22 protein-coding genes are annotated in these 25,178 nt (G+C 43.1%); 17 read left to right on the top strand and 5 right to left on the bottom strand.

Translation table 11 applies throughout. From position 1 onward, the window contains the following. The first annotated feature begins 90 nt into the window (after positions 1-90). From LRR81_RS07055 to LRR81_RS07025, 7 genes are all read left to right on the top strand, one after another. Positions 91-576 carry a cupin domain-containing protein gene (locus LRR81_RS07055; protein ID WP_231788566.1) on the top strand — a complete coding sequence of 162 codons (486 nt, stop codon included), beginning with the start codon at positions 91-93 and terminating at the stop codon, positions 574-576. A 306-nt stretch (positions 577-882) separates the two neighbouring features. Then, a complete protein-coding gene (locus LRR81_RS07050; protein ID WP_231788565.1) occupies positions 883-1,176 on the top strand; it encodes a WXG100 family type VII secretion target in 294 nt (97 codons plus the stop codon). Between the two features lie 77 nt (positions 1,177-1,253). Beyond that, the gene (locus tag LRR81_RS07045; RefSeq protein WP_231788564.1) at positions 1,254-1,493 is read left to right on the top strand and encodes an EsaB/YukD family protein; all 240 of its coding nucleotides are present in this window, start codon (positions 1,254-1,256) and stop codon (positions 1,491-1,493) included. A 13-nt stretch (positions 1,494-1,506) separates the two neighbouring features. Beyond that, positions 1,507-2,877 (top strand): type VII secretion protein EssB, encoded by a 1,371-nt coding sequence (gene essB, locus LRR81_RS07040; protein ID WP_231788563.1) that lies wholly within the window; start codon positions 1,507-1,509, stop codon positions 2,875-2,877. A 29-nt stretch (positions 2,878-2,906) separates the two neighbouring features. Next, complete coding sequence (gene essC / locus LRR81_RS07035; protein ID WP_231788562.1) at positions 2,907-7,385, top strand: type VII secretion protein EssC; 4,479 nt, start codon at positions 2,907-2,909, stop codon at positions 7,383-7,385. Continuing rightward, the gene (esaA, locus tag LRR81_RS07030) at positions 7,382-10,303 is read left to right on the top strand and encodes a type VII secretion protein EsaA (RefSeq protein WP_231788561.1); all 2,922 of its coding nucleotides are present in this window, start codon (positions 7,382-7,384) and stop codon (positions 10,301-10,303) included. Before essC ends, esaA begins: the two co-directional genes overlap by 4 nt. Beyond that, positions 10,293-10,757, top strand: a complete 465-nt coding sequence (locus LRR81_RS07025; protein WP_231788560.1) for a type VII secretion EssA family protein — start codon at positions 10,293-10,295, stop codon at positions 10,755-10,757. Before esaA ends, LRR81_RS07025 begins: the two co-directional genes overlap by 11 nt. A gap of 131 nt (positions 10,758-10,888) precedes the next feature. Here LRR81_RS07025 and LRR81_RS07020 read toward each other — a convergent pair whose 3' ends face one another. Continuing rightward, complete coding sequence (locus tag LRR81_RS07020; protein WP_231788645.1) at positions 10,889-11,851, bottom strand: acetylxylan esterase; 963 nt, start codon at positions 11,849-11,851, stop codon at positions 10,889-10,891. Between the two features lie 181 nt (positions 11,852-12,032). Here LRR81_RS07020 and LRR81_RS07015 point away from each other — a divergent pair, with 181 nt between their 5' ends. Further along, entirely contained in the window at positions 12,033-12,551 is a 519-nt protein-coding gene (locus LRR81_RS07015) for a YtxH domain-containing protein (RefSeq protein WP_231788559.1), read from the top strand. 135 nt (positions 12,552-12,686) lie between these two features. Here LRR81_RS07015 and LRR81_RS07010 read toward each other — a convergent pair whose 3' ends face one another. Beyond that, positions 12,687-15,218, bottom strand: a complete 2,532-nt coding sequence (locus tag LRR81_RS07010) for a PAS domain-containing sensor histidine kinase (protein WP_231788558.1) — start codon at positions 15,216-15,218, stop codon at positions 12,687-12,689. Between the two features lie 217 nt (positions 15,219-15,435). Between LRR81_RS07010 and LRR81_RS07005 the strand changes: the two genes are divergently transcribed. Then, complete coding sequence (locus LRR81_RS07005) at positions 15,436-17,316, top strand: terpene cyclase/mutase family protein (protein ID WP_231788557.1); 1,881 nt, start codon at positions 15,436-15,438, stop codon at positions 17,314-17,316. Positions 17,317-17,322: 6 nt separating this feature from the next. On the opposite strand, the gene LRR81_RS07000 is transcribed toward LRR81_RS07005, so the two are convergent. Then, a complete protein-coding gene (locus tag LRR81_RS07000) occupies positions 17,323-17,631 on the bottom strand; it encodes a YppG family protein (protein WP_231788556.1) in 309 nt (102 codons plus the stop codon). A gap of 156 nt (positions 17,632-17,787) precedes the next feature. On the opposite strand from LRR81_RS07000, the gene LRR81_RS06995 reads away from it, so the two are divergent. From LRR81_RS06995 to LRR81_RS06965, 7 genes are all read left to right on the top strand, one after another. Beyond that, positions 17,788-18,204 carry an Hsp20/alpha crystallin family protein gene (locus LRR81_RS06995; protein WP_231788555.1) on the top strand — a complete coding sequence of 139 codons (417 nt, stop codon included), beginning with the start codon at positions 17,788-17,790 and terminating at the stop codon, positions 18,202-18,204. Positions 18,205-18,452: 248 nt separating this feature from the next. Next, positions 18,453-18,968, top strand: a complete 516-nt coding sequence (locus tag LRR81_RS06990; protein ID WP_231788554.1) for an acyl-CoA thioesterase — start codon at positions 18,453-18,455, stop codon at positions 18,966-18,968. Positions 18,969-19,167: 199 nt separating this feature from the next. Beyond that, positions 19,168-19,590, top strand: coding sequence for a hypothetical protein (locus LRR81_RS06985; protein ID WP_231788553.1), 423 nt, complete (start codon positions 19,168-19,170; stop codon positions 19,588-19,590). A gap of 31 nt (positions 19,591-19,621) precedes the next feature. Continuing rightward, complete coding sequence (locus LRR81_RS06980) at positions 19,622-20,128, top strand: GNAT family N-acetyltransferase (protein ID WP_231788552.1); 507 nt, start codon at positions 19,622-19,624, stop codon at positions 20,126-20,128. Between the two features lie 100 nt (positions 20,129-20,228). Continuing rightward, the gene (locus tag LRR81_RS06975) at positions 20,229-20,684 is read left to right on the top strand and encodes a DUF6884 domain-containing protein (protein ID WP_231788551.1); all 456 of its coding nucleotides are present in this window, start codon (positions 20,229-20,231) and stop codon (positions 20,682-20,684) included. Positions 20,685-20,740: 56 nt separating this feature from the next. Then, positions 20,741-21,403: a potassium channel family protein gene (locus LRR81_RS06970; RefSeq protein ID WP_231788550.1), complete on the top strand. Its 663-nt coding sequence runs from the start codon at positions 20,741-20,743 to the stop codon at positions 21,401-21,403. Between the two features lie 278 nt (positions 21,404-21,681). Then, a complete protein-coding gene (locus LRR81_RS06965; protein WP_408631592.1) occupies positions 21,682-21,765 on the top strand; it encodes a putative holin-like toxin in 84 nt (27 codons plus the stop codon). Between the two features lie 215 nt (positions 21,766-21,980). Here the strand turns inward: LRR81_RS06965 and rnjA are convergent, their stop codons facing one another. Next, on the bottom strand, positions 21,981-23,648 hold the full coding sequence (gene rnjA, locus LRR81_RS06960) for a ribonuclease J1 (protein ID WP_231788548.1): 1,668 nt from the start codon (positions 23,646-23,648) through the stop codon (positions 21,981-21,983). 3 nt (positions 23,649-23,651) lie between these two features. Continuing rightward, the gene (locus LRR81_RS06955) at positions 23,652-23,861 is read right to left on the bottom strand and encodes a DNA-dependent RNA polymerase subunit epsilon (protein ID WP_231788547.1); all 210 of its coding nucleotides are present in this window, start codon (positions 23,859-23,861) and stop codon (positions 23,652-23,654) included. Between the two features lie 398 nt (positions 23,862-24,259). Between LRR81_RS06955 and LRR81_RS06950 the strand changes: the two genes are divergently transcribed. Then, complete coding sequence (locus tag LRR81_RS06950) at positions 24,260-25,165, top strand: DMT family transporter (RefSeq protein WP_231788546.1); 906 nt, start codon at positions 24,260-24,262, stop codon at positions 25,163-25,165. The last annotated feature ends 13 nt before the right edge of the window (positions 25,166-25,178 follow it).

The following is a 25,178-nucleotide window of genomic DNA, read 5'->3' as shown; positions in this document are numbered from 1 at the left end:
CAAAAAGCCTGCTGTTTAAGCAGGCTTTTTGTTTTGCAGCTCTTCTGTAAGGGGAAACATCAGGTTAAAACAGATAAAGGAGCTCTCCAAATGGTTAAAAGCATTCTTTTTCAACCAAATGATCAAGTTCCAAATAATCCTTCCCTGCCAGTTCTGCTGTATGAAGGTGTGTGGAAAGACTGCCCTCGGGAAGCGGAAGCTTTGCTAAATAAGAACGGGTGGCTAAACAGCTGGAAATGGAGCGTTTATCCTTATCACCACTACCATACGAACACGCATGAGGTGCTTGCTGTAACGAAAGGAAGGGCAGAATTGATGCTCGGCGGTGAAACTGGTAAAAAAATCAGTGTTTCAACAGGTGATGTCATTGTTCTTCCTGCCGGTACAGGGCATAAGCTTCTTTTAGGAACAGAAGATTTTGAAGTGGCAGGAGCCTATCCAGCAGGGCTGTCTCCTAATTTGTTTAAAACAGGTGAAAATATTGCTGAAAAGCTTTCTGACATTCAGCAGGTGTCTCTGCCTGAAAGAGACCCTGTTACAGGCGGACATGGACCGCTTTTGGAATGGTGGAAGTGAAGATTTTTCTTATTTTATGACAAAAAACAGCAGCATGTCTGCTGTTTTTTTGCGGGTATTATTTCATAAAAATGTTCCTTCACGTGTTAGAAGGAAAAAAAGACAAAATAGCAGGAGGGACTTTTCTATCAATCTTCTAAAAAAAATAAGAAAAAAAGCATAGTATTAGAGGTTTAAAATTTCCTAAATTAAGGTATATGTAGATAGAATTTCTTATTTTTGGAAAAGTTGTCTGGATTGCATTGACCAGCCAGCAGCCAGTTTTTTAGAATTAAGAAGTAAATCTATGTAAAAGGAGAGGGAAAAATGTCAGGAAGAATTCGCGTTACCCCTGCTGAACTAACAGAAATGTCTAATCGCTATGGTCAAAAATCATCTGAGGTAGAAAATGTCATCCGTGATCTGGACGGAATGATCAGACAGCTTGAATCAAGCTGGGAGGGTCAATCAAGCCAGGCATTCGCATCTCAATATGAGCGCCTGAAGCCATCATTCGTACAAATGCAGCAGCTCTTGGATGAAATCAAACAGCAGCTTCACAGCACTGCCGGTGCTCTTGAACAGGCTGACCAGGATATTGCCAACCAAATTAGCCGATAATTTCATCTGGCAGGTATTGCGGAAAGAGCGTCTCCATGCAGATGAAGGCGCTCTTCTTTTATTTAGGGGTGATAATGATGTATGTAGAGATAACTATTGACCTGAAACATTATAATGGGGAACGATTTGACATCAGGCTTTCCAATTACTTTTCTGTCAAAAAAATGGTTGATATCGTATGGCAGGCAAAAAATCTGCAAACAGATCCAAGAGAAGGATACTGGATCCGCATTTCCAACAGGCAGGCTGTACTATCAGGAAATGAAAGGCTGATCGACTGCGGTGTAACAACAGGAGATTGTGTGGAAATTCTTTGAAGGAGCAAAAGGAATGCCAGAAAACAAACAAACCTACCTCGAAAAAAAACTTCAGGCAAGAATCGTAAAAGAACCTGAATTTATTATTTATTTTCAAAAAGAAAAGATAAAGCTGGACAGCGAGCTGGAAATTGAAATGCTTAAGTCGCTGGATTCCCATATTACAAGAGAGATACATAGTAATGAAGATGAAATATCGCTCCGTATACTTCCCGATGCTTCTTTATCGCCGTTTAGCAGGCTGAAAGAGAAAGACGAAAGGGCGAGATGGCTGTTTGCCCATCAGCTGGTTAAAAAGTATCAGGAACATAGCCTTTCAAGAATGCATCCTGCCGTCTGCCCGGAAAATATTTATATAGATAATAGCTTACATCCGTATTTTCTTCATTATGGGGTGAAAGAAAGCTTGCCTCCCTATGAAAGAGACAGAGAAACAGAGTGGCATGAGCTGAAAGCAACCTGTGCGCAAGCCGTTGATTTTCAGCATTCCTTCAGCCAATATTTGCATCACTCCAATACACTGAAGCTTGCCCCAAGCGCTAAGGAAATTATGGAAGCTGAAGATGAAGCATCCCTTTTGAAACTCATCCGAAATCATTTGATGAAACTGGAAACTGAGGAAAAATCCCTTGTCCGCATTACCAGGAAAAGATGGTGGACAATACTGGCCGCAGCCGCCGCACTGTTCGTTCTGCTCGTACCCGCCCTTATCTATTCGATTAACACCATGTTTTTTTATAAGCCAAAGCAGGATGCGTATATGGCTGCTCATCAGGCATTTATTGATGAGAATTATACAGCCGTGAAGGAGCTTTTAGGGAAGTACAAAACAGAGGAAATAACACAGCCGCTCGTAAAGTATGAGCTTGCTGTTTCTTCCGTTAAAACGCTTAAAGAAAATAATGTTGGACCAGAGCAGAAGAAAAACATTTTAGATAAATTAGAGCTGGCCCCAAAAGCAAACTTATTGGATTACTGGATTAATATTGGAAGAGGCAGCGGAGATAAAGCACTGGAGTATGCAAAGATATATCCAAATGATGATGCTTTAATGATAACCGCCCTATTCACTTATCAAGAGCAGTTAAGAAGCAAGAATAATCTTTCGGATGACGAGAAGAAAAAATTCACAGAAATCAGCAGTGAATTAGATCAAAAATTAAACGAACGCAAGCAAAAGCTTAAGGAGGAAAAGCAGCAGGAGGCTGACGCAGCAGAGGCAGATGCTGAAAAGACACAAAGCCAGGCGGCACCTGCAGCAGGCACAGCTCAAAACCCGCCAGCGGCCAAACCGGCAGCAAAACCCGCCTCTAAGCCAGCAGCAAAGCCTGCGGCAGACCAAAAAAAGGATAAATCCCAGCCAGCATCATCAGACAAAAAATAATATCCAGCCGCTATAGGAGGTGAAAGTCAATGGGATCTATTTGGTTCCTGCAAGAACGTTTCTGCCAGCGCTTGGCAGTAGAGCCGCATTTCACAGGTCAGCTGTCAGCCGGCCAGAAAATGACAGATGATGTCACAATAAGAACGTTTCCTTTTAAAAAAGGACAGCTGGATTTTAAACGCCATGATGCTAAACAGCCATTTGAGGTTTTTCAGAATGGGCAGAAAATAGGAGAGCTGAATGAGAACAATTTGTTTTCTATTACAGATCAGGGCAGGTCTCTTACGATCAGTTATTTCTCCGGGCAGCCTGCTGCTAAGTCCTATTACACAGGCCATTCTCATGAAATTTCTTTTTCGGCAGCCAGCGGGAAAGAAGCAGATTTTATTAAAAGCAGTGAGAAAGAAAAGGGTGAATTCTCCCTTATCAGAATCAACGGCTTCTGGTATGCGGAAAACATAAACACTCCGCTGTATAAAAATGGACAGCTTTTGCAAGAGGCAGAAAAAATTCTGCCTGGTGATGAACTTTTCTGGCCCTATATGACTGTCCGGTTTTTAGAAGAGGATATTATCGAGGTTTCTTCACCTGAGCCATATTCAGCCCATTTGCCTGAGGCTCTAATTCCGGTCTCTGAAATGAAAAAAAAGTATCCTGTCTACAGAAGGACGCCGCGCATGATTTATGAGCTTCCTGAAGATGATGTGCAGCTTGCTTTTCCTGCACAGGAGGGGGAAGACAATAACAGAGGCCTCTTGCTGATTATCATGCCGCCGCTTGTTATGCTGCTTTTAATGGGACTGATTGCCATTCTGCAGCCGAGAGGAATCTTTATGATTATCTCCATTGCCATGTTTTCCATGACATTGATTACCTCTACAACCCAATATTTTAAAGACCGAAAGCGTTTTAAAGTACGCGAAGCGAAGAGAAGAAGATTGTATCTCAGCTACCTTGAAACGAAAAGAGAAGAGCTTCACGAGAAAGCAGAGCAGCAGAAACATGTGCTTCAGTTTCATTTTCCCTCTTTTGAAAGAATGAAATATCTCGCTCGGGAAATTTCAGACCGAATATGGGAAAGAACACCTGAAAGCAAGGATTTCATGGAATTTCGAATCGGAACCGGTACAGTTCCTGCCTCTTTCAAGCTGAATGTGAACAGCACGGAAATGTCCAACAGGGAAACAGACGACTTAATTGAACAATCGCAGATTATGGAGAATGCCTACAAAGAATTGAAGCATTTGCCTATAGCGGTTAATCTGTCAGGCGGTGCGATGGGTTTAATCGGGAAAGAATCTGCTGTTAAAAAAGAGCTTCATCAAATTGTTGGGCAGCTATCTTTTTTTCACAGCTACCATGATTTGCGTTTCGTATTTATTTTTCAGGAAAAGGATTATTCCCGCTGGGAATGGATGAAATATCTTCCGCATTTTCAGCTTCCAAACTCGTTTGCAAAAGGACTGATTTACAATGAACAGTCGCGGGATCAGCTCCTTTCTTCCCTTTATGAGCTGCTGAGGGAAAGAGATCTTGAGCCTGAAAAGGAAAAAATCCGGTTTTCCCCGCATTTTGTGTTTATCGTAGCAGATCAGCAGCTGATCGCAGAGCATGTGATTTTGGAGTACCTGGAGGGAGAGCATCCAGACCTTGGCTTTTCGGTTATTTTTGCCGCTGAGGCGAAAGAAAGCTTTGCAAATAACATTCATACACTTGTCCGCTACATAAATGAAGAAGAAGGCGACATCCTCATTAAGGATCAAAAAGCTGAACAAATCCCATTCCGTCTTGATGAACATAAATGGGAAAACAATGAGCAGTACGCCAGAACATTAAGAACGCTTGACCATCAGACAGGGATGTCAAATTCCATACCTGATATGGTTTCCTTCCTGCAAATGTTTAAAGCCGCTGACGCAGAAGAACTGGAAATCGGGAATAGGTGGCTCACGAGAGAATCATCGAAGTCCTTGGCTGTTCCGATTGGGCTAAAAGGGAAAGATGACCTTGTGGAGCTGAACCTCCATGAAAAGGCACATGGACCGCATGGACTTTTAGCCGGGACAACAGGTTCAGGGAAAAGTGAGTTTCTGCAAACCTATATCCTTTCGCTGGCAGTGAATTTTCATCCGCATGAAGTAGCCTTCCTTCTGATTGATTACAAAGGCGGCGGAATGGCGCAGCCGTTTAAAAACATGCCGCATCTTCTTGGAACGATAACAAATATTGAAGGCAGCAAAAATTTCAGTGCCAGAGCGCTTGCTTCCATCAGGAGCGAATTAAAAAGGCGGCAGCGCCTCTTCGATCAATATCAGGTAAATCATATTAATGACTATACCGATTTGTACAAAAAGAACAAAGCAGACAAGCCGCTGCCCCACTTATTTTTAATTTCCGATGAATTTGCAGAGTTGAAAAGCGAGGAACCTGAATTTATCAGAGAGCTTGTCAGTGCAGCCCGGATCGGACGAAGCCTTGGCGTCCATCTAATCCTTGCCACTCAGAAGCCAGGCGGTGTGATTGATAATCAAATTTGGAGCAACTCCCGCTTTAAGGTCGCCCTTAAGGTGCAGGATGCCAATGACAGCAGAGAAATCATTAAAAACAGCGATGCAGCTGCCATTACCGTGACAGGAAGGGGATATTTCCAAGTCGGCAATAATGAAGTCTATGAGCTGTTTCAATCAGCATGGAGCGGTGCACCTTATGAAAGCGATGCAGCAGGCACAGAAGATGAAATCGCCATTGTTTCCGATCTTGGATTGATTCCTTTGACAGGCCTTGCTGCAGCAGAAACAGCCCGCCATACAGAAGCGAAAACCCAAATCGATGCTGTTACGGAAAAAATTGCAGCTGTTCAGCAGGAGCTCGGGATTCAAAAGCTTCCAAGCCCTTGGCTGCCTCCTTTAGAAGAAAGGATTTATCCTGATGGTTTGAAGGAAGATCATGACGATGAATTTACTATTGCCATTATAGACGAGCCTGAAAAACAAAGCCAGACGCCTTACATTTATAAAATGATGGAGGACGGCAATATTGGTATTTTCGGGTCATCCGGATACGGAAAGTCGTACACAGTGATCAGCCTGCTTATGAAATTTGCGAAATCCTGCAGTCCTGAAGACCTGCATTATTACATTTTTGATTTCGGGAACGGAAGCCTGCTTCCGCTCAGACAGCTCCCGCATACAGCCGATTACTTTACAGGCGATCAGGAACAAAAGATTGAAAAGTTCATGCGTCTTCTGAAGGAGGAAATGAGCAGAAGAAAAGCCCTCTTGAGTGCAAAAGAAGTAGCTTCGGTAAAAATGTTCAATGCTGTGAGCGAGAACCCATTGCCGCTGATCTTTATTACAATTGATAATTATGACCTTGTAAAAGAAGAACTGCTGGATCTTGAACCGCAGTTTACGCAGTTTGTCAGAGATGGGCAGACGCTCGGCATTTACATGATTTATGCTGCCACTAGAATCAATGCATTAAGACAATCCCTGCTGAACAATTTAAAAACCAAAATTGTTCATTATTTAATGGATCCCGCAGAAGGATATACCGTAACAGGCAAAGTGCCTTATGCACTGGAACCTGTTCCAGGGAGAGCGATTATTAAAAAAGAAGATGCCTATTTTGCCCAGATGCTTCTGCCTGCAAAAGGCGAAGATGATTTTGCGATCTTGGATCATATCAAGGAAGAAGTTAAAATGCTCCAGCAAGTCTACGAGCATGCGAAAAAGCCAGATCCTGTTCCAATGCTTCCTGCATCTCTGACGCTCGTCAACTTCTCAAGCGACGCCCGTGTGAAGAGAGAGGATGGACTTGTACCAATCGGTCTTGATGAGGATTCAGTAGAACCTGTATACATTAATTTAAAAAGCAGCAGGCACTGCCTCGTTCTTGGACAGACGCAAAAAGGAAAAACGAACGTCCTGAAAGTGATTCTGAACACGATGCTTCTGCAGTCTTCAAGAGATATAGCCATTTTCGATGACATTTCAAGGGGGCTCTCGCAATTTGCTGCTGAAGAAAACATTCACTACATGGAAAATAAGGATGACATTCTTTTGTGGATGGATCAGGCGGAAAGAGCGCTGCTTGAAAGAGAGCATTCATATTTAGATGCAGTGAAGCAGGGGGCGCTGAATACTCTCCGCTTCTCGCCAATCGTTCTCCTGATTGACGGATTCGGGCGCTTTCAGCAAGATTGCGATAGTATAATCGAAGAACAGCTGGCAAAAATGATGAAAAATTACGGCCATCTCGGCTTTACTGTTATTGCTGCAGGCAATCATACTGAGTTTTCAAAAGGGTATGACTCCTTTACAGGCGAGCTGAAGCAGGTAAGGCAAGCCGTTGTCCTGATGAAAAAATCAGATCAAAGCCTGCTGAACCTGGCTTATGACAGGAAAGAGCCGGAAATCGTCCCTGGCTTTGGATACTATGTGGAAAACGGAAAAGAAACAAAAATTCAAATTCCGTTAAGCGCAATTGAAAGGAAGATACTGATATGACGAAAGAGCGTCTGCATATTCTCAAGACAATCCTGGCGGTATTGCTGATCCTGGCCCTGCCATCCATGTTCTTTCAATATATAGGCGACCAGCCTTTAAAAACAAAGGGAAATGCAGCAAAATCAATTGCCATAGTCAACGAGGACCAAGACATTTCCGATCAGATTACACAGGGAAATGAGATGGTCAAACAGCTGGTGAACAATCCTGAAGACTTTCACCTGGAAGCTGCCGTCTCAAGCGGTGAAGCAGAAAATGGCCTGAAGAGCGGAAAATATGATGCCGTGATGACGATCCCTTCAGACTTCTCCAGAAATATTTACTCATATAGTCAGGATCAGCCAGTCAAGGCCAAAGTAACCTACAAAGTGCAGGATCAGCTGACAGCCGTTAATAAAGAAAAGGTTATGAGGGAGCTTCAGCGGCTGAAGGACCAAATGAACACTGCCGTGACAGCAATGTATTGGGATCATGTTTCACAAAGAGTTGATGTGCTGAAAAAGGATTTTAACAAAGTTCTGGATAAGGAAATAAAATTCAAGAACGCCATGTATTCGTTTTACCAGCCGGGCTCGAAAGACCTGGCGGGAGAAATCGACCAGCAGAGACAGCTTCTGGCCCAATTGCAGACGACAATGGCTGATGCCAGTAAGCAGTCTCCGGAAAGAGCGGCAGCCGCGTCAGAGGTTAACAAAAACTTAGCCTCTTTTATCACTGCTGTGGAAAATTATAAAACATATCAGGACCAGCAAAAACTTACCTTAACGAATATTCAGGCAGAGAGCGAGAAATCCATTGCTGAAGGAACATCCCGTATTGCAAGCCTTCAGGCGCTCACCCAGCAGCAGGTCAGCGGCAAGGCTGATGAACTTGCAGCTGGCGGCGATGGGATCCTGGGCATGCTGAATCAAAATACAGCAGCTATGGCTAATTTATCAGTTGTAAGAACAGAACAGGCGGAAAGGCAAAAGAAGGATATCGATAATTTGCAAGGATCATTAATTGACAGCTACAAAGATCTGTCGCAAAGCATTTCCCTTGAATCTCTGCAAAAGCAAATACTTCCTTTAAGAGAAAAACTTGCTCAGCCTCCTGCTGCAGAAGAGCCTGGACCAGGCAGTATAGATCCTGGAACAGGCAGTACAGAGCCTGGCGGGGAGAATCCTGGAACTGCTGCAGAAAACAGCCAGAAAGCTATAACTGCAAGCAGGCAGAACACCCTCGCTGAAGAGGGGGGGCAAGCTTCAGACAATAAAAAGCCTCTTGATGCCATTCTTGAAAAGCTGACCGGCATTACCGAACTTATAAAAGAAACAGACAGCGAACAGAACAGCGAGCTGCTTCAAAAACTGGATGATTTATCAAATGACGTTCGTTCAGCCGCAGATGCTGCAGGCTCAAGCGGGGATATAAACTGGGAGGAAGAATATAAAAAGCTTTCTGCCGAATATGAAAATATTGCTGCTGCCAATAAAGAGCTGCTTGCGAAAAACGATGAGCTTCAAAAGCTGAATGATGAGCTGCAAAAGAAGCTGCAGCAGCAGCCGATGAGTCCGAGCGGTGTTATTGATCCTATTAAATCAATGGAAAATGATATTTTGAAAGAGAGCGCTTTGCCTCCCCTTCAAAAAGAAGAGCTGCAAAAGGCGTTCAGCAAGGAATTGCAAGAACATCCGCCTGAGGAACTTCTTCGCTATCATACGATTCTCTCCCAATACAAGGGAATGCTTGATGAAAGGATAAAATCAGATGATCCTGCCAAGTCGGCCGTGCTGGAAAATCCAGATTACTCAAGTAAGCTGACATCCATCCTAGAGGTCAATAGTGATGAAGCCAATATGTGGGACAGCCTGAAGCAGGAGCTGGATGCTTCCTCTTCTAAGATGCAGGAACTGAATGGTTCCATGCAGGACTTTATTCAGCAGTACAACGCGAATGTTCAAGGGGAGCAAACTTACATTGGGCAGGAGCTTGCTTCTATACAAAACAGCGCAGCAAAGCTATCAGGCCAGCTGCAGCAGCCTGATGCAGCAGCTGCAGAGGATATAGGCGGAAGCACGATCGTCCTTACAGCAAATCAGCAGATTGGCCAGGAGCTGACAAGCATGGACCAGCTGATCCAAAGTTTATCAGACAGACAGGATAATATTGTCGGTTATACATCAGGTTTGCAGGAAAAGGTGGTTTCTGTACAAGATGAAGCGAACAGTCTGAATGAAAAATGGGCGGCGAATGTTCAAACGACTCAAAATATGAAAAAGAGAGCGCAGGGGATCCTTGCCAATACGTTAATTGATGGCCAAAAGAATGGATATGTTTATGACTATCTGGCCAATCCTCTCACTGCATCAGCAACAGCCGCAGGAACAGCGCCTGCTGAAGAGTCAAAAGCGGTTCCCCCTGTTGTGATTCTGGTCATTATTCTTATTTCCAGCCTTTTGATCGGTTATTTCAGCCATTATTTCAAAGCGGCGCCTCTTTTAATCAGAGCTTCGCTGTTTGGACTTTTGAACCTGATTACAGGGCTGATGATCGGTTTATTCGGTTTAAATATTTATCAGCTGACAGATGACAGAGCCATTCAATGGACAATCTTTACTATCTTGCTTTTACTTGTTTCATCCATGCTGATCCGGACGGCATTTGTTCTCGGTTCTTTTATCGGATGGGTGGCAGCGGCCGGCTTGATCTTATTCTATGTATCACCTCTGCTTGCCATGGCACTGCCTAATTTCGACTACAGCGACCCGATGTCAGCAGTTTATTTATCCATTCAGAACGATCCTGCAACACTGTTTGGAGAGGCTGTCTGGATTCTTGCTGCAATAGCCGTTATTTTGGGTGCCATTCCATTTGCCGTAAAAGCTATTGCAAATCGTCAGAGCCATGACGAAGGTGAAGCAATGCATGAAGCATAATGCAAAAAACCTGCTTCTAGTATTCCTTTTTGGCTGGTTTCTGGCTTGCCCTGTTTTACCGGCTTCTGCTCAGTCATCGCAGGATATCCCTGAACCTAATAAGTTTCAGCGAAGCCAGCTGGACGAAGATCCTGCAAACAGGAAAGAAAAAGCCAATAAAGTTCCTGAAGAATTAAGAGGACTTGATTTCAGTGAAGATCCTGATCAAGAAGAAAGACAAGCAATGGAGGAGCTGTTTTTGAAGCCAGAAGAAAAGGAAAAAACTTTCTCTGAAATAGCTTCTGAATTGCAGCTGTTTACAGGAGGTAGCAGCCCTTCCGAAAATGAAGAGACGGAAAGCGGCAGAATATCCCTGCTTCCCATCCTGTTTGGAGGGGCGATCGCTCTTTGTACTTTCCTTCTTTTTTATATCCTTTATTCCAGATACAAGCATCATATTAAACAGCAGAGATAGGACCTCTTATTCAGAGGTCCTTTTTTTTTGTCTAATCGCATGCTTATCATTGATTCATCTTAAGCAACATTCCAGTTGTTCTGATATTGATCTTCAGTGTTTTGGCTGCATCTGCCATTATCCGGCTTTATTCATTGAAGCCGCATCAGCTGTTCTTTAATAAACAGCAGTCCCTGTCTTTTTTGATACTCGCCTGTTTCATGGCCTCCGAATGGAAACACATTTATTTTTTTCTCTGCCTTAATAATATTATAGACAGCATAGATGGTCTCAGGCAGGCAAATGTCGTCCTTCAAGCCTGCTGACATCAGGACAGGGATGCGGATTCTGGAGGCAAGCCCTAACAGATCGAAATGACTTATAACCTCTAGCACCTCTTCAAGCTTTTCCGGCTGGGAACGAAGAAAAGCTGCAATCTCTTTCAGCGATCCTTGAGACTCCATTATTCCAAAATCCATATGGCACAAATTTGGAATATTAGCGACAGCAAACGCAGGATAAGGACTCAAAGCAGAAGCAAGCAGAGCGAGCCCGCCGCCCTGGCTGTCTCCCATTACGAACAGTTTGCCGGCATCAATTTGAGGCAATTGAGCGGCAGCTTCCACCGTTTTTATAGCATCAATACTGATGGCATTAAAATAGGACTGCTCCTTGTTTAGAATGTTTTGAGTAACAAATCCTGGACTCATCCCATAAAAGCCCGGAAGCAAATTTCCTGTTTCACCGCCCTGTCCGCGAACATCAGCAGCAAATACGGCAATCCCGAGAAGAAGAAGGGCCGCATGCTTTTCGGGATACCCTTTGCTTCCGGTGTATCCATGAAACACAACGGCGCAAGGCAGTTTTTCCTGATGGCTTTCAGTAGGAAGAAGCAGCCAGCCAGAGAGGGGTGTTTCATCAAATCCCTTATAGCTTGCTTTGAAGGCTTTTATTCCTGGAAAGGGAACAGTTTCTTCTTTCAAAGATAAAGCTGGTGACTTGTCTTTGATAAGCCGTAGATTTTTCTCCCAGAACTCATTCATTTCCGTTTCATTTCCATAAAAAGGGGGCTCGTATTCCTCAAGCTCAGCAATTTTTTTAGAAATAGAATTCATCAATTTAAGCACACTCCTTCAGTAAATAGGTCAAATCGTTTAAAGGAATTCCAGTATTTTTGCAGAAGCTATTGATATATATAGCAGGCGTTTCCCTCAAATTGTTTATTACATGGCTGCAGGGGGAAAAAGATGTACTAGTAAAAGTAGTTTAACAGACTAAACTGGAGGAGGATTCTAAATGACTATTGAAAATCAAAACAATGAACAATCTGCCTCACAAACAGAAGAGGCCGCTCAAAATGAAAAGAACAGCAAGCTTTTAAGAGGCATCTTGATTGGTGCTGCTGTAGGCGGTGCTGTGGCTCTGATTGACAGCACAACAAGAAGCAAAGTCAAAAAAGGAGCTTCCAGCCTTAAAGACGGCTCTGTAAATATGTTCAACCAAGTTCGCGAAAATCCTTCAGAAATGAAAGATTCCGTGATGGAACAAATTCAGGGAGCGAAAGAAACATTGCAGTCTGCCATTACAGATGCTCAGCATCTTTATGACAGAGTGAACAAAGTTGTCGGAAGAGTAAACGATGTTGTGAAAATTTCTTCTCAGACACTGTCCATCGCTAAAGGGGCAAAGAATGAGCTTGGTAAAATCGGATCAAAAGTAAAAGAAGCAGGTACAGAGGTTACTGAAGGAATTGTGTCTCCGCTTGAAAATAGTGACCAAACTCAATCCAACCGCGATAAAGGCGAAAATATTTAATAAAGGTCAAAGGCTTATCCTCAGGGATAGCCTTTTTTAGTTAGCTATGCAGGGCGGATAATATCAACCTGCATCTCTTTACTGCCAAAAGAACAGCAGATTCAAAGAGGCATGAAAAAATCCCAGACTATATCGTCAGGGATTTTTTTTGACAGCTGGAAGGAAAACAGTAACAGCTGTACCGAATCCTTCTTCGCTTGTTATTTCCATTTCTCCTGAATGCTCCAGGACAATTTTTCTGCAGATGGCAAGGCCAAGTCCTGTTCCTTTTTCTTTTAGAGAATAGAAGGGCTCTCCCAGATGCTTCAACCGGTCAGGAGGGATGCCTGGACCTTGATCCTCAATCACCACTTTGGCCATATTTTCTGACTGATCAATCGTCAGGACAATTTTTCCCTGATAATGCATGGCTTCAATGCTGTTTTTTAAAATATTTATAAACAGCTGCTTAAGCTGATTCTTCCTCCCTTCAACGACAATGCCTTTATGCAGCTGTGTGATGTCTAAGTAAATGCCTGCTATATTGGATGAAGGAAGAAGGAGCTGGGTGACAGGGAAAAGCACATCTTGTACCAAATCCAATTCCGTCTTCTCCAGATTTTCAGCTTTTCCAAGCGTTAAAAATTCGTTTGCTACAAATCCCAGCCTCTCAAGCTCTTTATTAATCATGCTCATATAAGCGGCATTCAGTTCTCCAGATGCCTCCATCATTTTTAAAAAGCCGTTAATCACTGTAAGCGGGTTTCTTATTTCATGAGCAACAGATGTAGCGAGCTGGCCGATCAATGCTGTTTTTTCCCGCTTCCTCATTACTTTGTCCATTGTGATTTTGTCGGAAATATCCTGAAAAGTTGAAATGACATAAGGAACATTTGTCCCTTCGTCCTTATACACAATTCTTGTATCAATCACGATCCACCTGTAGGTTTGCTGCAAAGGATGAAAAATGCCCATCGTAAACTGGCTGATTTCTTTCAGGTCTTTTAGAGTAATCATCGCTGGATGCTCATCAGGCTGAAGAGGGGTCATATCCTCTTTCACTGCCTTCCACTCAGGGCTTTTAGATGTCATGCCGTAAATCTGATCCTTTTCAAGCCCAAGGATTTCACATGCCTTTTGGTTTGCAAAAACAATTATTCCTTTTGCATTTTGAACAACAATCCCGCTTGTAATGGCTTCATAGTAAATGTTATTTGCTTTTGAGAGGCTGAATCGGTCTGTAATATCGTAAAAGGTAATAATATGCCCATCGCGAAAGGACTGGGCTTTTGCCTCGAAATGCTGTATTTTCCCGTTTTTGATGCTTGACAGTTCAAGCGGCTTTTCAGACGAAAGCAATGTGTCAAAGTCCCAGCCTGCAAGCGGAAAAGCCTTTTGAATCAGCTCAGGAGCTGGTGAATTTTTTAGTTGCTCCAATGAAAGGCCGGTCCATTCCCGGAAAGATTTATTGGCGTACGCAGCCATATTAGCAGAGTCAATTCCGATGATTCCTTCTGCTGTTGAACTGAGGATATCGGAAAGGTAGCGAAAAAGCCTGTCCCTTTCCCTTTCAGCAAGAATCCGGTCAGTATGGTCCCGGAATAAAATCAAGCTTTGCGACAGGCCCATTGAAATGCTTCTCGCTTCAATATAACGATTTGTGCCATCCTGCTGCTGAATTTCCAGGGAAGGAATATGGTGAATTTCTTTTCTGTCGGCAAGACTGTTTTCTATTTCATGAATCAGCAGCTTATCTTGATGAAGGGATAATGAGCTGCCTTCAAAAACACTCTCAGCTGCTGCATTTAATAAACTGATCTTTTCATCTTTGTAAAGGGCAATGCCGTCTGGATTTGTTTCTATTAATCTGCGGTATTTTTCGCTGCTTTCCTGTAAGGAACGTTCTGCCTTTTTGAGGCCGGTGATTTCAATTCCTGTCGCAATAATATACTCCGGGGTTCCGCTTGGGTGGCTGATGACTGTATTGCTCCACTGAATATTTGCAAGCTCACCGTTTTTATTTACCCAAACATTTTCATAGGTTCCAGGGATCTGAAGGTGTGCTGCTCCTTGAAATCTTTCCTTGATGAGCGGCCGTTCCTTCTCTGAGAGCATGACATCCCATACAGCCCTTCCTTTTACTTCTGCAAATGTATAGCCTGAAACAGACTCGCAATGCCTGTTCCACTCTAAAATGCTGCCTTCAGGATCCATGACAATGACAAGTGCTTCTATTGTCTGCAGAACAGTGTCTATAAAGCCTTTTCTTTCCTCCAGCTCTGCAAGGGTTCTTTTTTTGGTTTCAATATTTTTGATGCGCATATGAGTGTATTTGCGCCCGTCAGTTTCAAAAAGGGTGCTGAAGACCTCAGCAGGGAATTTCTTTCCGCTGCAATGGGTTAGATCCATTTCATAATGGTGAAAGCCATTCTGCAGAAGAAGCCTGGCAAGGACATCAATGACTTTGGAATCTATAAATTGACCGAACAATTTTCGCGGGCCCAGTGAGAGCAAATCCTCTCTTGCTATGCCAAACAGCTCGCAGGCTTTTTCATTTGCTGCGATAAATGAAGATTGAAATGGCTCTTCAGACTGTATTTCCAGAAGGAGCAGTGCTTCTGAAGAAACATCAAAACAAGTTTTAAATAGCTGCAGGCCAGCATCTGGTGCTGTTATATGGGCAGTCATGCTTTCACCTCTTTTGCGCGCCGGCATGATCGCGCCAGCTAAGGATTTGAAATCATTATATTTCAAATTTGAGAAGGTTTCACCTGTTTTTTTAGCTTTTTTTCATCTATTTGTTTTGAGAGCATTTTACTAACCGCTAAAGACTTTACAGCGAAAAAGTATGGCGGCAGCAAACTCGGAATATGATGAAAAGGTGCAAAGTACCGGGGGTGAAAGTATGAAGCTTCAGGCAGAAAAAGAAATCAGCCGCATTATACAGATACTGTCAAAAAGCCAGCTTCATAATGGATCATGGGATTATCCTTTTGAAACAGGAATCAAAACGGATGCTTTTATGGTTGTGCTGCTTCGGGCGCTGGATTTAAAGGATGAAGAGCTGATTCGCTCCATTTGCGGAAGGATCGCATCAAAGCAAGGAGATAATGGGGCATGGAAATTATTTGATGACCAGGGAGAAGGAGATCTTTCTCTAACAATAGAAGGCTATTTTGCTCTTCTTTCAGGGGGCTATTATAGTATTCGCCATCCTGCGATGCTTCTGGCTAGAAGGTTCATAACCAAGCATGGCGGCGTGAAAAAAGCAGGATTGTTCACTAAAATATTATTGGCCCTGACAGGTGCTTATCAGTGGCCGCCTGTCTTCCCGCTCCCGATTGAGGCCATTTTGCTGCCTTCAAAGTTCCCGGTAAGTCTTTTTGATTTTTCTATTTTCGGCCGTGCCAACATGGTGCCGATTTTAATTCTGGGAAATAAAAAATTCCAGCTGAAGGGCCATGAAATGCCGGATCTATCCGAAATCAGAGGGCAGGATGCAATGGACGATTGGAGTATCCAGGAAGAGTACAGGACGGCAGAATGGCGGAGCCTCCTTGGACTGCTGCAGAGAGGGGTTGCCTCGCTTGCAGGGATTCCTGCTCAGCTCAGGCAGCTATCTTATCAAAAGGCTGAACAATACATGCTGAAAAGAATGGAACCTGATGGAACGTTTTACAGTTATTTCAGTGCTACCTTTCTCATGATATTTGCGCTCCTTTCACTTGGGTATGGAAAAGATCATCCAGTGATCAGGCAGGCAGTAAATGGATTAAAGGATATGAGCTGCCTGATTGGCGGCAAAACTCATATGCAGTACACAACAGCCAATGTATGGAACACTGCTCTAATCAGCCATGCCTTGCAGGAAGCAGGTGTCCCAATTGAAAATTCCACAGTGAAAAGCGCAAATCATTATTTGCTGAGCAGGCAGCATGTAAAATACGGAGACTGGAAGATTCATAATGCTTTGGCTGAGCCGGGAGGCTGGGGTTTTTCAGATATAAATACTTTAAACCCTGATGTTGACGACACAACAGCTGCCCTCAGATCCTTAGCTGGCGGAATCTCTGATTCTGGATTCGGCGAAGCATGGAAGAGAGGGGCAAACTGGGTGCTGTCCATGCAGAACGATGATGGAGGATGGCCGGCATTTGAAAGAAAGGCAGATTCAAAGATTGTCCGCATGCTGCCGGTTAAAGGGGCTGAATTTATACTGTCCGATGCTTCTTCCGCTGACCTGACAGGAAGAACGCTGGACTTTCTGGGGAGCGGGACGGATATAAGCCATAGGGATCCGGTTATGGAAAGAGGGCTCCGCTGGCTTGTGAAAAACCAAAGAAAGGACGGCTCCTGGTATGGGAGGTGGGGGATCTGCTATATCTACGGGACCTGGGCTGCGCTTACCGGGTTTGCTGGATCAGGCCAAAAAAGCCATCCTTCTGCCTTAAAAGGAGCAAGCTGGCTAAAAGAAATTCAAAACAAAGACGGCGGCTGGGGAGAATCGTGCCAAAGCGATATAATGAAAACCTACGTTCCTCTTAACCGCAGTACAGTAACCCAAACCGCATGGGCAGTGGATGCGCTGATCAGTATGAGAAGCGAAACATCGCCTGAAATTGAAAATGGCGTCCATTTCCTCATAAGTGCCGCTCAAAATCCGGATTGGACAGCATCTTATCCAAAAGGTCAAGGGATGGCCGGTAACTTTTATATCCATTACCACAGCTATGACCTTATTTTCTCTTTGCTGGCATTATCGCATTACGTAAAACTCACCTCTTAAAAGAGTTTATTTTTTTACAAGTGATAAAAATTGTTTAAGCAGCGGGTTAAACTGATACAGAGTTTTATTCATTTTGCTCATTGTGAGAGAAACCTGGCTGTAATCAATGCTGCCAGTAGGTGTCTTATAGGCATCTAAAAAGCTCTTTTGTTTTCGCGGCAGCCTCCCAGGCGAACCGGGTGACTGGTAACCTGGAAAATAGTGAGGGTGATAAGGCTGGGCATAAAAGGGATGATGCTGAACCGGGTTATGCACCGGATGAAAAGAATGCCCATTTGTGAAAGGCGGAACGCCGTGGTGGTAATACCTGTTCATTTTCATCAGCTCCTTATTAGTTCAGTATACTTTATGAAATAGTGGCATGAATTGGTTAGGCAGAATCCCATTTGCATAAGCATTTTCTTTCAATAACCTTCCTTTAGGCAGGTGCATAAATTGGCTGTAAGGAGAATAAGGAAAGGAGCAGGGGAGATGTCAGCCAAGAAATCCAATCCGATGAAAATGATAAATGATTTTTTTCAGCAGCGTCCAGAAAACACCCTTCTCGGCACGATAGACGAGCTTTTTCAGCATCCTGCTAAAAAGCCGTCCTTTCTGCTTGAAAAAATGGAAAGTGAAACACATGTTATTCTGAGAGCAGAATTGCCAGGTGTGCATAAGGATGAGATACACGTCGAGCTTCTCAGCAGCAAAGTGCGGATTAAGGTCAATCGCAAAAAGCGGGAAAACGAAGCTGAATCTGAAACAGATCTGAAGTATAACGGAGCTGTCCGAGAAGCAGACTTGCTGGAGGATCTTAACTTTAACGAAATGAAAGCTGTTTACCAGCATGGCATTTTAAAACTGTACTTTCCGAAAAAAAAGGGAAGAAGAATTGAAATTCAGTAAGTTAGCAGAAGGGCTGGCCGCCAAGCATAAATAGCTTGCCTGCCAGCCTTTTGTTTGCGGCTCTTTCCAAAAGGGAAAGCTTTTTAGACAGATTCTATCTTTTTGCTGAAAAGCAGAGGTGTTTGAACTTTCAGAAATGAATGTGGAAATTATTAAACGTGATATAATAAATTTAGAGAAAATTTATTAAAAGGCTATGTTCATGCTGATGAAACTTGAGCCAAAGAGAAAAAGGAGAATATGCAGAGATGAATCCAAAACCTTGCCAGGAATCCTTCGTTGTAAAAACAAGTATTGTCCTTCCTCCAGACACAAACAATCATGGCACGATGTTCGGCGGAAAGCTGATGGCTTATATTGATGATGTAGCAGCCATTTCAGCAATGAGACACTCAAGAAGCGCTATTGTAACCGCTTCAACAGACTCAGTTGATTTTCTTCATCCCATCCATGTAGGATGGTCTGTATGTCTCGAAGCTTTTGTTACGTATACAGGGCGGACTTCAATGGAAGTATTCGTTAAAGTCATTTCAGAAGACATGCTGAAAGGTGACAGGCATATATGCGCGCTGTCCTTTCTGACAATGGTTGCGGTTGATGAAAACAATAAACCGGTGCCAGTTCCGCCTGTTGTCCCAGAAACAGAAATGGAAAAAGAACTGTACCAAACCGGCATGGCACGGGCAGAAGCCAGAAAAAGAAGAAAAAGCGAATTTCAAAATATGGCCCAGATTTTCGGCACAGAGCTTCCTTGGAGAAGATAAAAAACTATTGCGGCTTATGCTCCGCAATAGTTTTTTATTTTTCTGCCGAGGCTTGTTGAAACAGCTTGAAAATGGCAAGAAACAGATGGGGACTGTGCTGGATTTTTCCTGAAATTTTTCCGGCTCCGCTGACTTACTTTTAGGCTGGGAATATGATTTAATGATAAGAGATGCTATTTTCAGAGGGGGATGTCCGGCCATGAAAATCAATTTTACTAAAGAACAATATCATATATTATTAAAAATGATCTATTTGTCAACATGGGTTGGGGCAAGAGAGGAACATGACGAATCAGAGGAATTTTTTGAAATGGAAAATTACATTTTATCCTTCTCAAAAGCCTTTGGAATGGAAAAGTATGTTGACTATGATTCCCTTGATGATGAGTACTATGCTTCAAGGCAGCTTGACGAAGAACTGGAAGATGTCATAGCCGATTATGAAGAAGAAGTGTTCTGGGACAAGCTGTGCGCTCTTCTTGCACGCAGAGACTTAATGAGAGAAGAAAATATATCTAATTACAGCCCTGAGCAAAGGTTTGAGCGTCTTATTGAAATAGAAGATAAATACCATGAGTATTTTGAAAAATTCGGCCTTGAAAAGATGAAGGCAGAAGAATAACTGCAGAAGGCCAAGGGGGAGTTGAAGCTGAATGTATAAAAACAAAGCGGCTTTAAGCTGGGAGAGGGAAGATGGATTTTTACTCTCCACAGACAAATCTCTCTTGAATCTTAATCTCATCCATTCTTTTCTTTCAGAAGACTCTTATTGGGCAAAGGGCATAGCTAAAGAACTGGTGCATGCCTCGGTCGAAAATGCTCAGCTTTGCTGGGGAGTACATAAAATCAATAGCCGCAGGGAGATCATCAGCCAGGTTGGTTTTGCCAGGGTTGTGACTGATTTTGTCCGTTTCTCTTATTTATCAGATGTATTTATTCTTCCTGAGTACAGAGGAAAGGAACTGGGGAAATGGCTGGTATCTGTCATTGTATCTCACCCCAAGCTCAAAGGACCGTCCTTCCAGCTCACTACAAACGATGCTCAAGGGCTATACAGCCAATTTGGTTTTCAGCCGCTGAAGGAACCGGCGAGAAAAATGGAGCGGCCCAAAAATATGAAGGATATTTATAATGCCTATCAGCTGGTGTATCCTGAATAATGGTAAAAAGGGGACTTTATTATAGGTCCTCTTTTTAAGGCTCAGAACGGGCCTTGTTAAACAAACAGTCATTCAACCAAAGAAATGAAAGAGGGATTTTTTGAACAGACTTTGCATTATACCGTGCGGAAAGCGGAAAATCTGGGATGCCGGTGATTATGGGGGTCCAGCCGCGGCTGAAACTGCGTACACAGGAGTATTTCATAAACTATGCCAGACCTACGCAAGGATGTTTTTTCAAAATTGGACGATCCTATCTGCCAAGCATGGGTACCTGCTGCCTGAAGATCTTGTGCCAGAGTCTTATGATTTATCCTTCAGCATGAAAAGTGCCGAAATTATTACAGAAGCTATGCTGAAAGAACAAATCTCCAAAAAATTCCAGTATGAATTTCAGGAAATCATCATTTTAGGCGGGAAAAAGTTTAAGCCGATTGCAGAAGGAAGCTTTGGCCCAAACCCTCGATTCCGGTATCCTCTTGAGGGGGAGAAGGGAATCGGCCTGATGCAAAGAAGATTAAAAAAAGCAATACAAGAAGAAAAGGAAATAAAATAGAGAATATTCTGAAATTATTTTCAGGGAAATAATTTGATTTTTTTAGGAGGTACATCATGAAAAAGGAGTTTGCAGTCATAGGACTCGGACGTTTCGGAGGCAGCATATGCCGCACTCTCAGCGAGGAGGGGGCCGAAGTGCTTGCCATTGACAATGATGAAGCTAAAGTGAATGAATTTGCCCCCATCGCGTCATATGCTGTAGTGGGAGATTCAACGGATGAAGCTGTATTAAAAAGTCTGGGAATCCGCAATTTTGATCATGTCATTGTTGCGATAGGCGATAATATTCAGGCATCGATCCTGACCACTTTAATTTTGAAGGATCTTGGGGTCAAGCGCATTACAGTAAAAGCCCAAAATGACTACCATGAAAAAGTGCTTTCTAAAATAGGGGCTGACAGAATTGTTCACCCTGAAAGAGAGATGGGGAAGCGCATAGCCCATAATATTCTTTCAAACAATGTGCTGGATTACTTGGAGCTGTCTGAAGAACACAGCATTGTTGAAATTATTGTCAACAACAAGCTTGCCGGGAACACTTTGCAGGAACTGAATATCCGTGCGAAGTACGGCTTGAATATTGTTGCGATTAAGCGAAAAGGGAACGTCATCATTTCTCCTTCTGCACAGGAAAATCTTCTATTGGACGATACAATGGTTGTGATCGGGTCTGAGGATGAAATTGACCGTTTTGAAAAGAAAGTGCTGGATGTATAGAGAGAGAAAGCATTCTATTGAATGCTTTCTTTTTTTTGCTTTGCTTCGCTTCGGACTATTCTGATAAGAACTGTGTGTTAATAAATCTGATATGTTCTGAGGCTGGTTGTGACGCCAGGCATGGATTCACCGATTTTTTATTGTCCTGTCTCATGCTATATGGACTATTTTCCATTTTCTCACCAAGAACGTTTGTTCTGTTTTTGGGAGAATGATATACTTTGAATAAGCGGCCGCCATTCTTCCACTTTCAACAGGAAGGGAGGTGCTGTTTGGATATGTCAGTCTATGAGCTGCTGAGTGTTGCCATTTCTTTTGGAAGGTTTGTTGTAGCGGTGCTGACGCTTCAGACAAAAAAATAGATCCCACTGCCGCTGCTGCGGAAATGAGATCAGCTTGATCACAAAACGTTCACCCGAATGTGCGGCTGCTTGCCGCAGGTGCCCGAACACCTGCGGTTTTTCGGATGTTTTTCTCTTTTTACTATAACATATAACAGATGCTCCGTTATAATAGAATCCTTTGCTAAATAAAAAGTCCTGCCGGGGATGATCCTGGCAGGACTTTGCTGGATTTATTATACTTCCATGATGATCGGAAGGATCATTGGACGGCGTTTCGTTTTTTCATAAAGGAATGGAGCAAGGGTGTCTGTAATTTCGTTTTTAATTTCAGACCATTGGCTTGTTTTCCGTTCCATTACTTTATTGAGATGCTTTGTAATCAGATCCTGTGCATCATTAATGAGATCCCCTGACTCACGCATGTAGACAAATCCGCGGGAAATCAGGTCAGGACCTGCAGCAATTTTAAATTCTTTCATATTGATGCTGACAACAACAATCACAAGGCCTTCCTCTGAAAGGATGCGGCGGTCGCGAAGGACAATGTTGCCGATATCGCCAATTCCGCTTCCGTCAATATAGACAGAACCAGATGGGATTTTCCCTGTAACGCCAGCTTCTTTATCACCTAAAGCAAGAACCTCGCCGTTATCCATAATAAAGCAGTTTTCCTCAGGAACCTGACAGTCTACAGCCAGCTTCATATGCATTTTCTGCATTCTGTACTCCCCGTGGATCGGCATGAAATATTTAGGCTTGATCAGTCTGAGCATCAGCTTTTGTTCCTGCTGTCCGCCATGTCCTGATGTATGGATATCGCTTAAAGGTCCGTGAATAACTTCAGCACCTGCACGGAACAGCTGATTAATCGTCCGGCTTACGCTGATCGTATTTCCTGGAATCGGTGAAGAAGAGAACACAACAGTATCACCAGGTATGATTTGAATCTGGCGGTGAGTGCCGTTCGCAATTCTTGACAGAGCAGCCATCGGCTCCCCTTGGCTTCCTGTGCAAAGGATCGTAACCCGGTCTGCAGGAAGGCGGTTAATTTCATTATGCTCAATAAAGGTATCCTTAGGGCAGCTGATATAGCCGAGATCCCGGCCGATATCAATAGCAGCCTCCATGCTCCGGCCGAAAACAGCGATTTTTCTGTTCATGGATACAGCCGCTTCTACCACCTGCTGCAGGCGGTGAATGTTTGATGCAAATGTAGCGAAAATAATCCGGCCATCCACTTTGCGGAATACTTCATGAATGCTTTCGCCGACTTTTCTTTCGGACATTGTAAAGTTTGGTATTTCACTGTTTGTGCTGTCGGAAAGCAGGCAAAGAACTCCTTCTTTTCCGATCTCAGCCATCTTCGTCAAGTTTGCAGGTTCTCCAACAGGAGTAAAGTCAAACTTGAAATCTCCTGTATGTACAATGTTTCCAGGAGGCGTCTTAACTACAACGCCATATGAATCAGGAATACTATGGGTTGTTCTGAAGAACGTAACAGACGTTTTTCTGAATTTAATAATGTCATCTTCTTTAATTTCTATCAGTTTGGCAGATCTTAGCAGTCCATGTTCCTCAAGCTTATTGCGGATCAGTCCGAGAGCAAGCTTTCCGCCATAAATCGGAATATTAACCTGTCTAAGCAGGTAAGGAATTCCGCCAATGTGATCCTCATGTCCGTGCGTTACAAATAAACCTCTAATTTTTTCCTCGTTTTTTACAAGGTAAGAATAGTCAGGGATCACGTAATCAATTCCGAGAAGCTCTTCCTCTGGAAACTTGATTCCTGCATCAATCAGAATGATTTCATCCTGAAATTGAACTCCGTACGTGTTTTTGCCGATTTCACCCAGTCCTCCAAGGGCGAAAACGCCAACTTGGTCATTTTTCACAAATTTCATCTATCATAGCTCCAATACTTTATAATTTTCACTTTTTTGCTCATGCTGAAGGTAAGGCCCTGTCAATGCTTCCACATATTCAATGTTGTAATTCCGATCTTTAAGATGAAAGCGGACTTCACGCTCATAATCAGCTTCAACATAGAGTGTATTCGTTTTCTCCCTTACAGGAACTTCCGATGCACTTACTTGATAATAAACCTTGTAAATCATTTGCCAAATCTCTCCTTAGCTACCGTTTGTTAGACTAACTTTTTCTATTATATTAGATTCTCTCTATTAAGAAAAGGGGGCCGTCCTAAAGAAGCAGCTGGAGGGACCCGGCAGCTAGGCAATTATCTTTCTTTTTAACAGGTCATTCCACTGTTTTTTCAGCTTGCGTTTCAGCTTTCGCAGCATTTCTGTTCACTCCCTTTCTGAAGAACATGTCCGACTTTTGCTCTTTCCGGCGCTTTTTCTCTCTTGTTTCTAGTATATGAAAAAGAAGCATGACCTTTCATGGGGAATAGTGGAAATTCCATGCTGCATCTGCGAAATAGGTTTGTTGACAATAAATTCTAGATCTTATACCTTTAGAATAGTTTTCACATCTAATTGAAAGGGCGCTTGCCATGAAAAAACTTTATGCATCTCTGATTGCACTCAGCCTGACATGGGGTACTTCCTTTTTATTTATTAAGCTGCTTGTTCAGTCAATAGGACCCATAGGAACAGTTTTTGGAAGATGCTTATTCGGTGCCCTTATTCTTCTTATTGTACTTTTGATCTTTAACAGGCAGGAGCTGAAAGAGGCAAACCGTCTTCCATGGCTCTCCATCATTTTTGTCGGGCTGTTTAACAATGCTTTGCCATGGCTTCTCATTGCTTATAGCGAAACAGCTATCTCAAGCAGCCTGGCGTCTGTTATCAACGCTTCTACTCCAATCTTTACAGTGATTGTCGGAACAATCTTTTTTGCCTCCAGACTGAAGTTCAGGCAATGGAGCGGAATTTTTATCGGCTTTGCAGGGATTCTATTTATATTGAATCTTGATTTGCGCCATTTCTTTGCGGAAAATCTGACAGGTGCCGGGACAATGCTTCTGGCAACGCTTTGCTACGGAATCGGAGCGCATCTGGCGAAGAAAAATCTCTCAAACCTGTCTGTTGTCATGACATCATTCAGCACTCTTTGTGTTTCAGCAGTTTTCTCCCTGATTGCTCTTTTATTTGCATCTCCGGGCGTTCTGGAAACCATGTTTCATTGGGACATCTTTTTTTCATTTATAGGACTTGGAGTATTTGGCTCAGGGGCTGCTTATTTGTTATATTATTATATGGTAAAAGAGGGAGGAGCAGAGTTCGCGTCTCTGGTAACCTATCTTGTCCCTGTATCTGCTATAATCTGGGGGTATTTTCTTCTTAAAGAAAACATTACTCTTCATATGATCCTTGGGCTGCTGCTCGTTTTCTGCGGGATTTACTTCATTACATACCAGTCAAAGAACAAAAAAGCTGCCGAAAGAAAGACAGCCTAAAACGAAGTGAAAG

Source organism: Metabacillus kandeliae (assembly GCF_021166585.1).
GTDB classification, from domain to species: domain Bacteria; phylum Bacillota; class Bacilli; order Bacillales; family Bacillaceae; genus Metabacillus_B; species Metabacillus_B kandeliae.
This window is presented reverse-complemented; position numbering and strand designations above follow the sequence as displayed.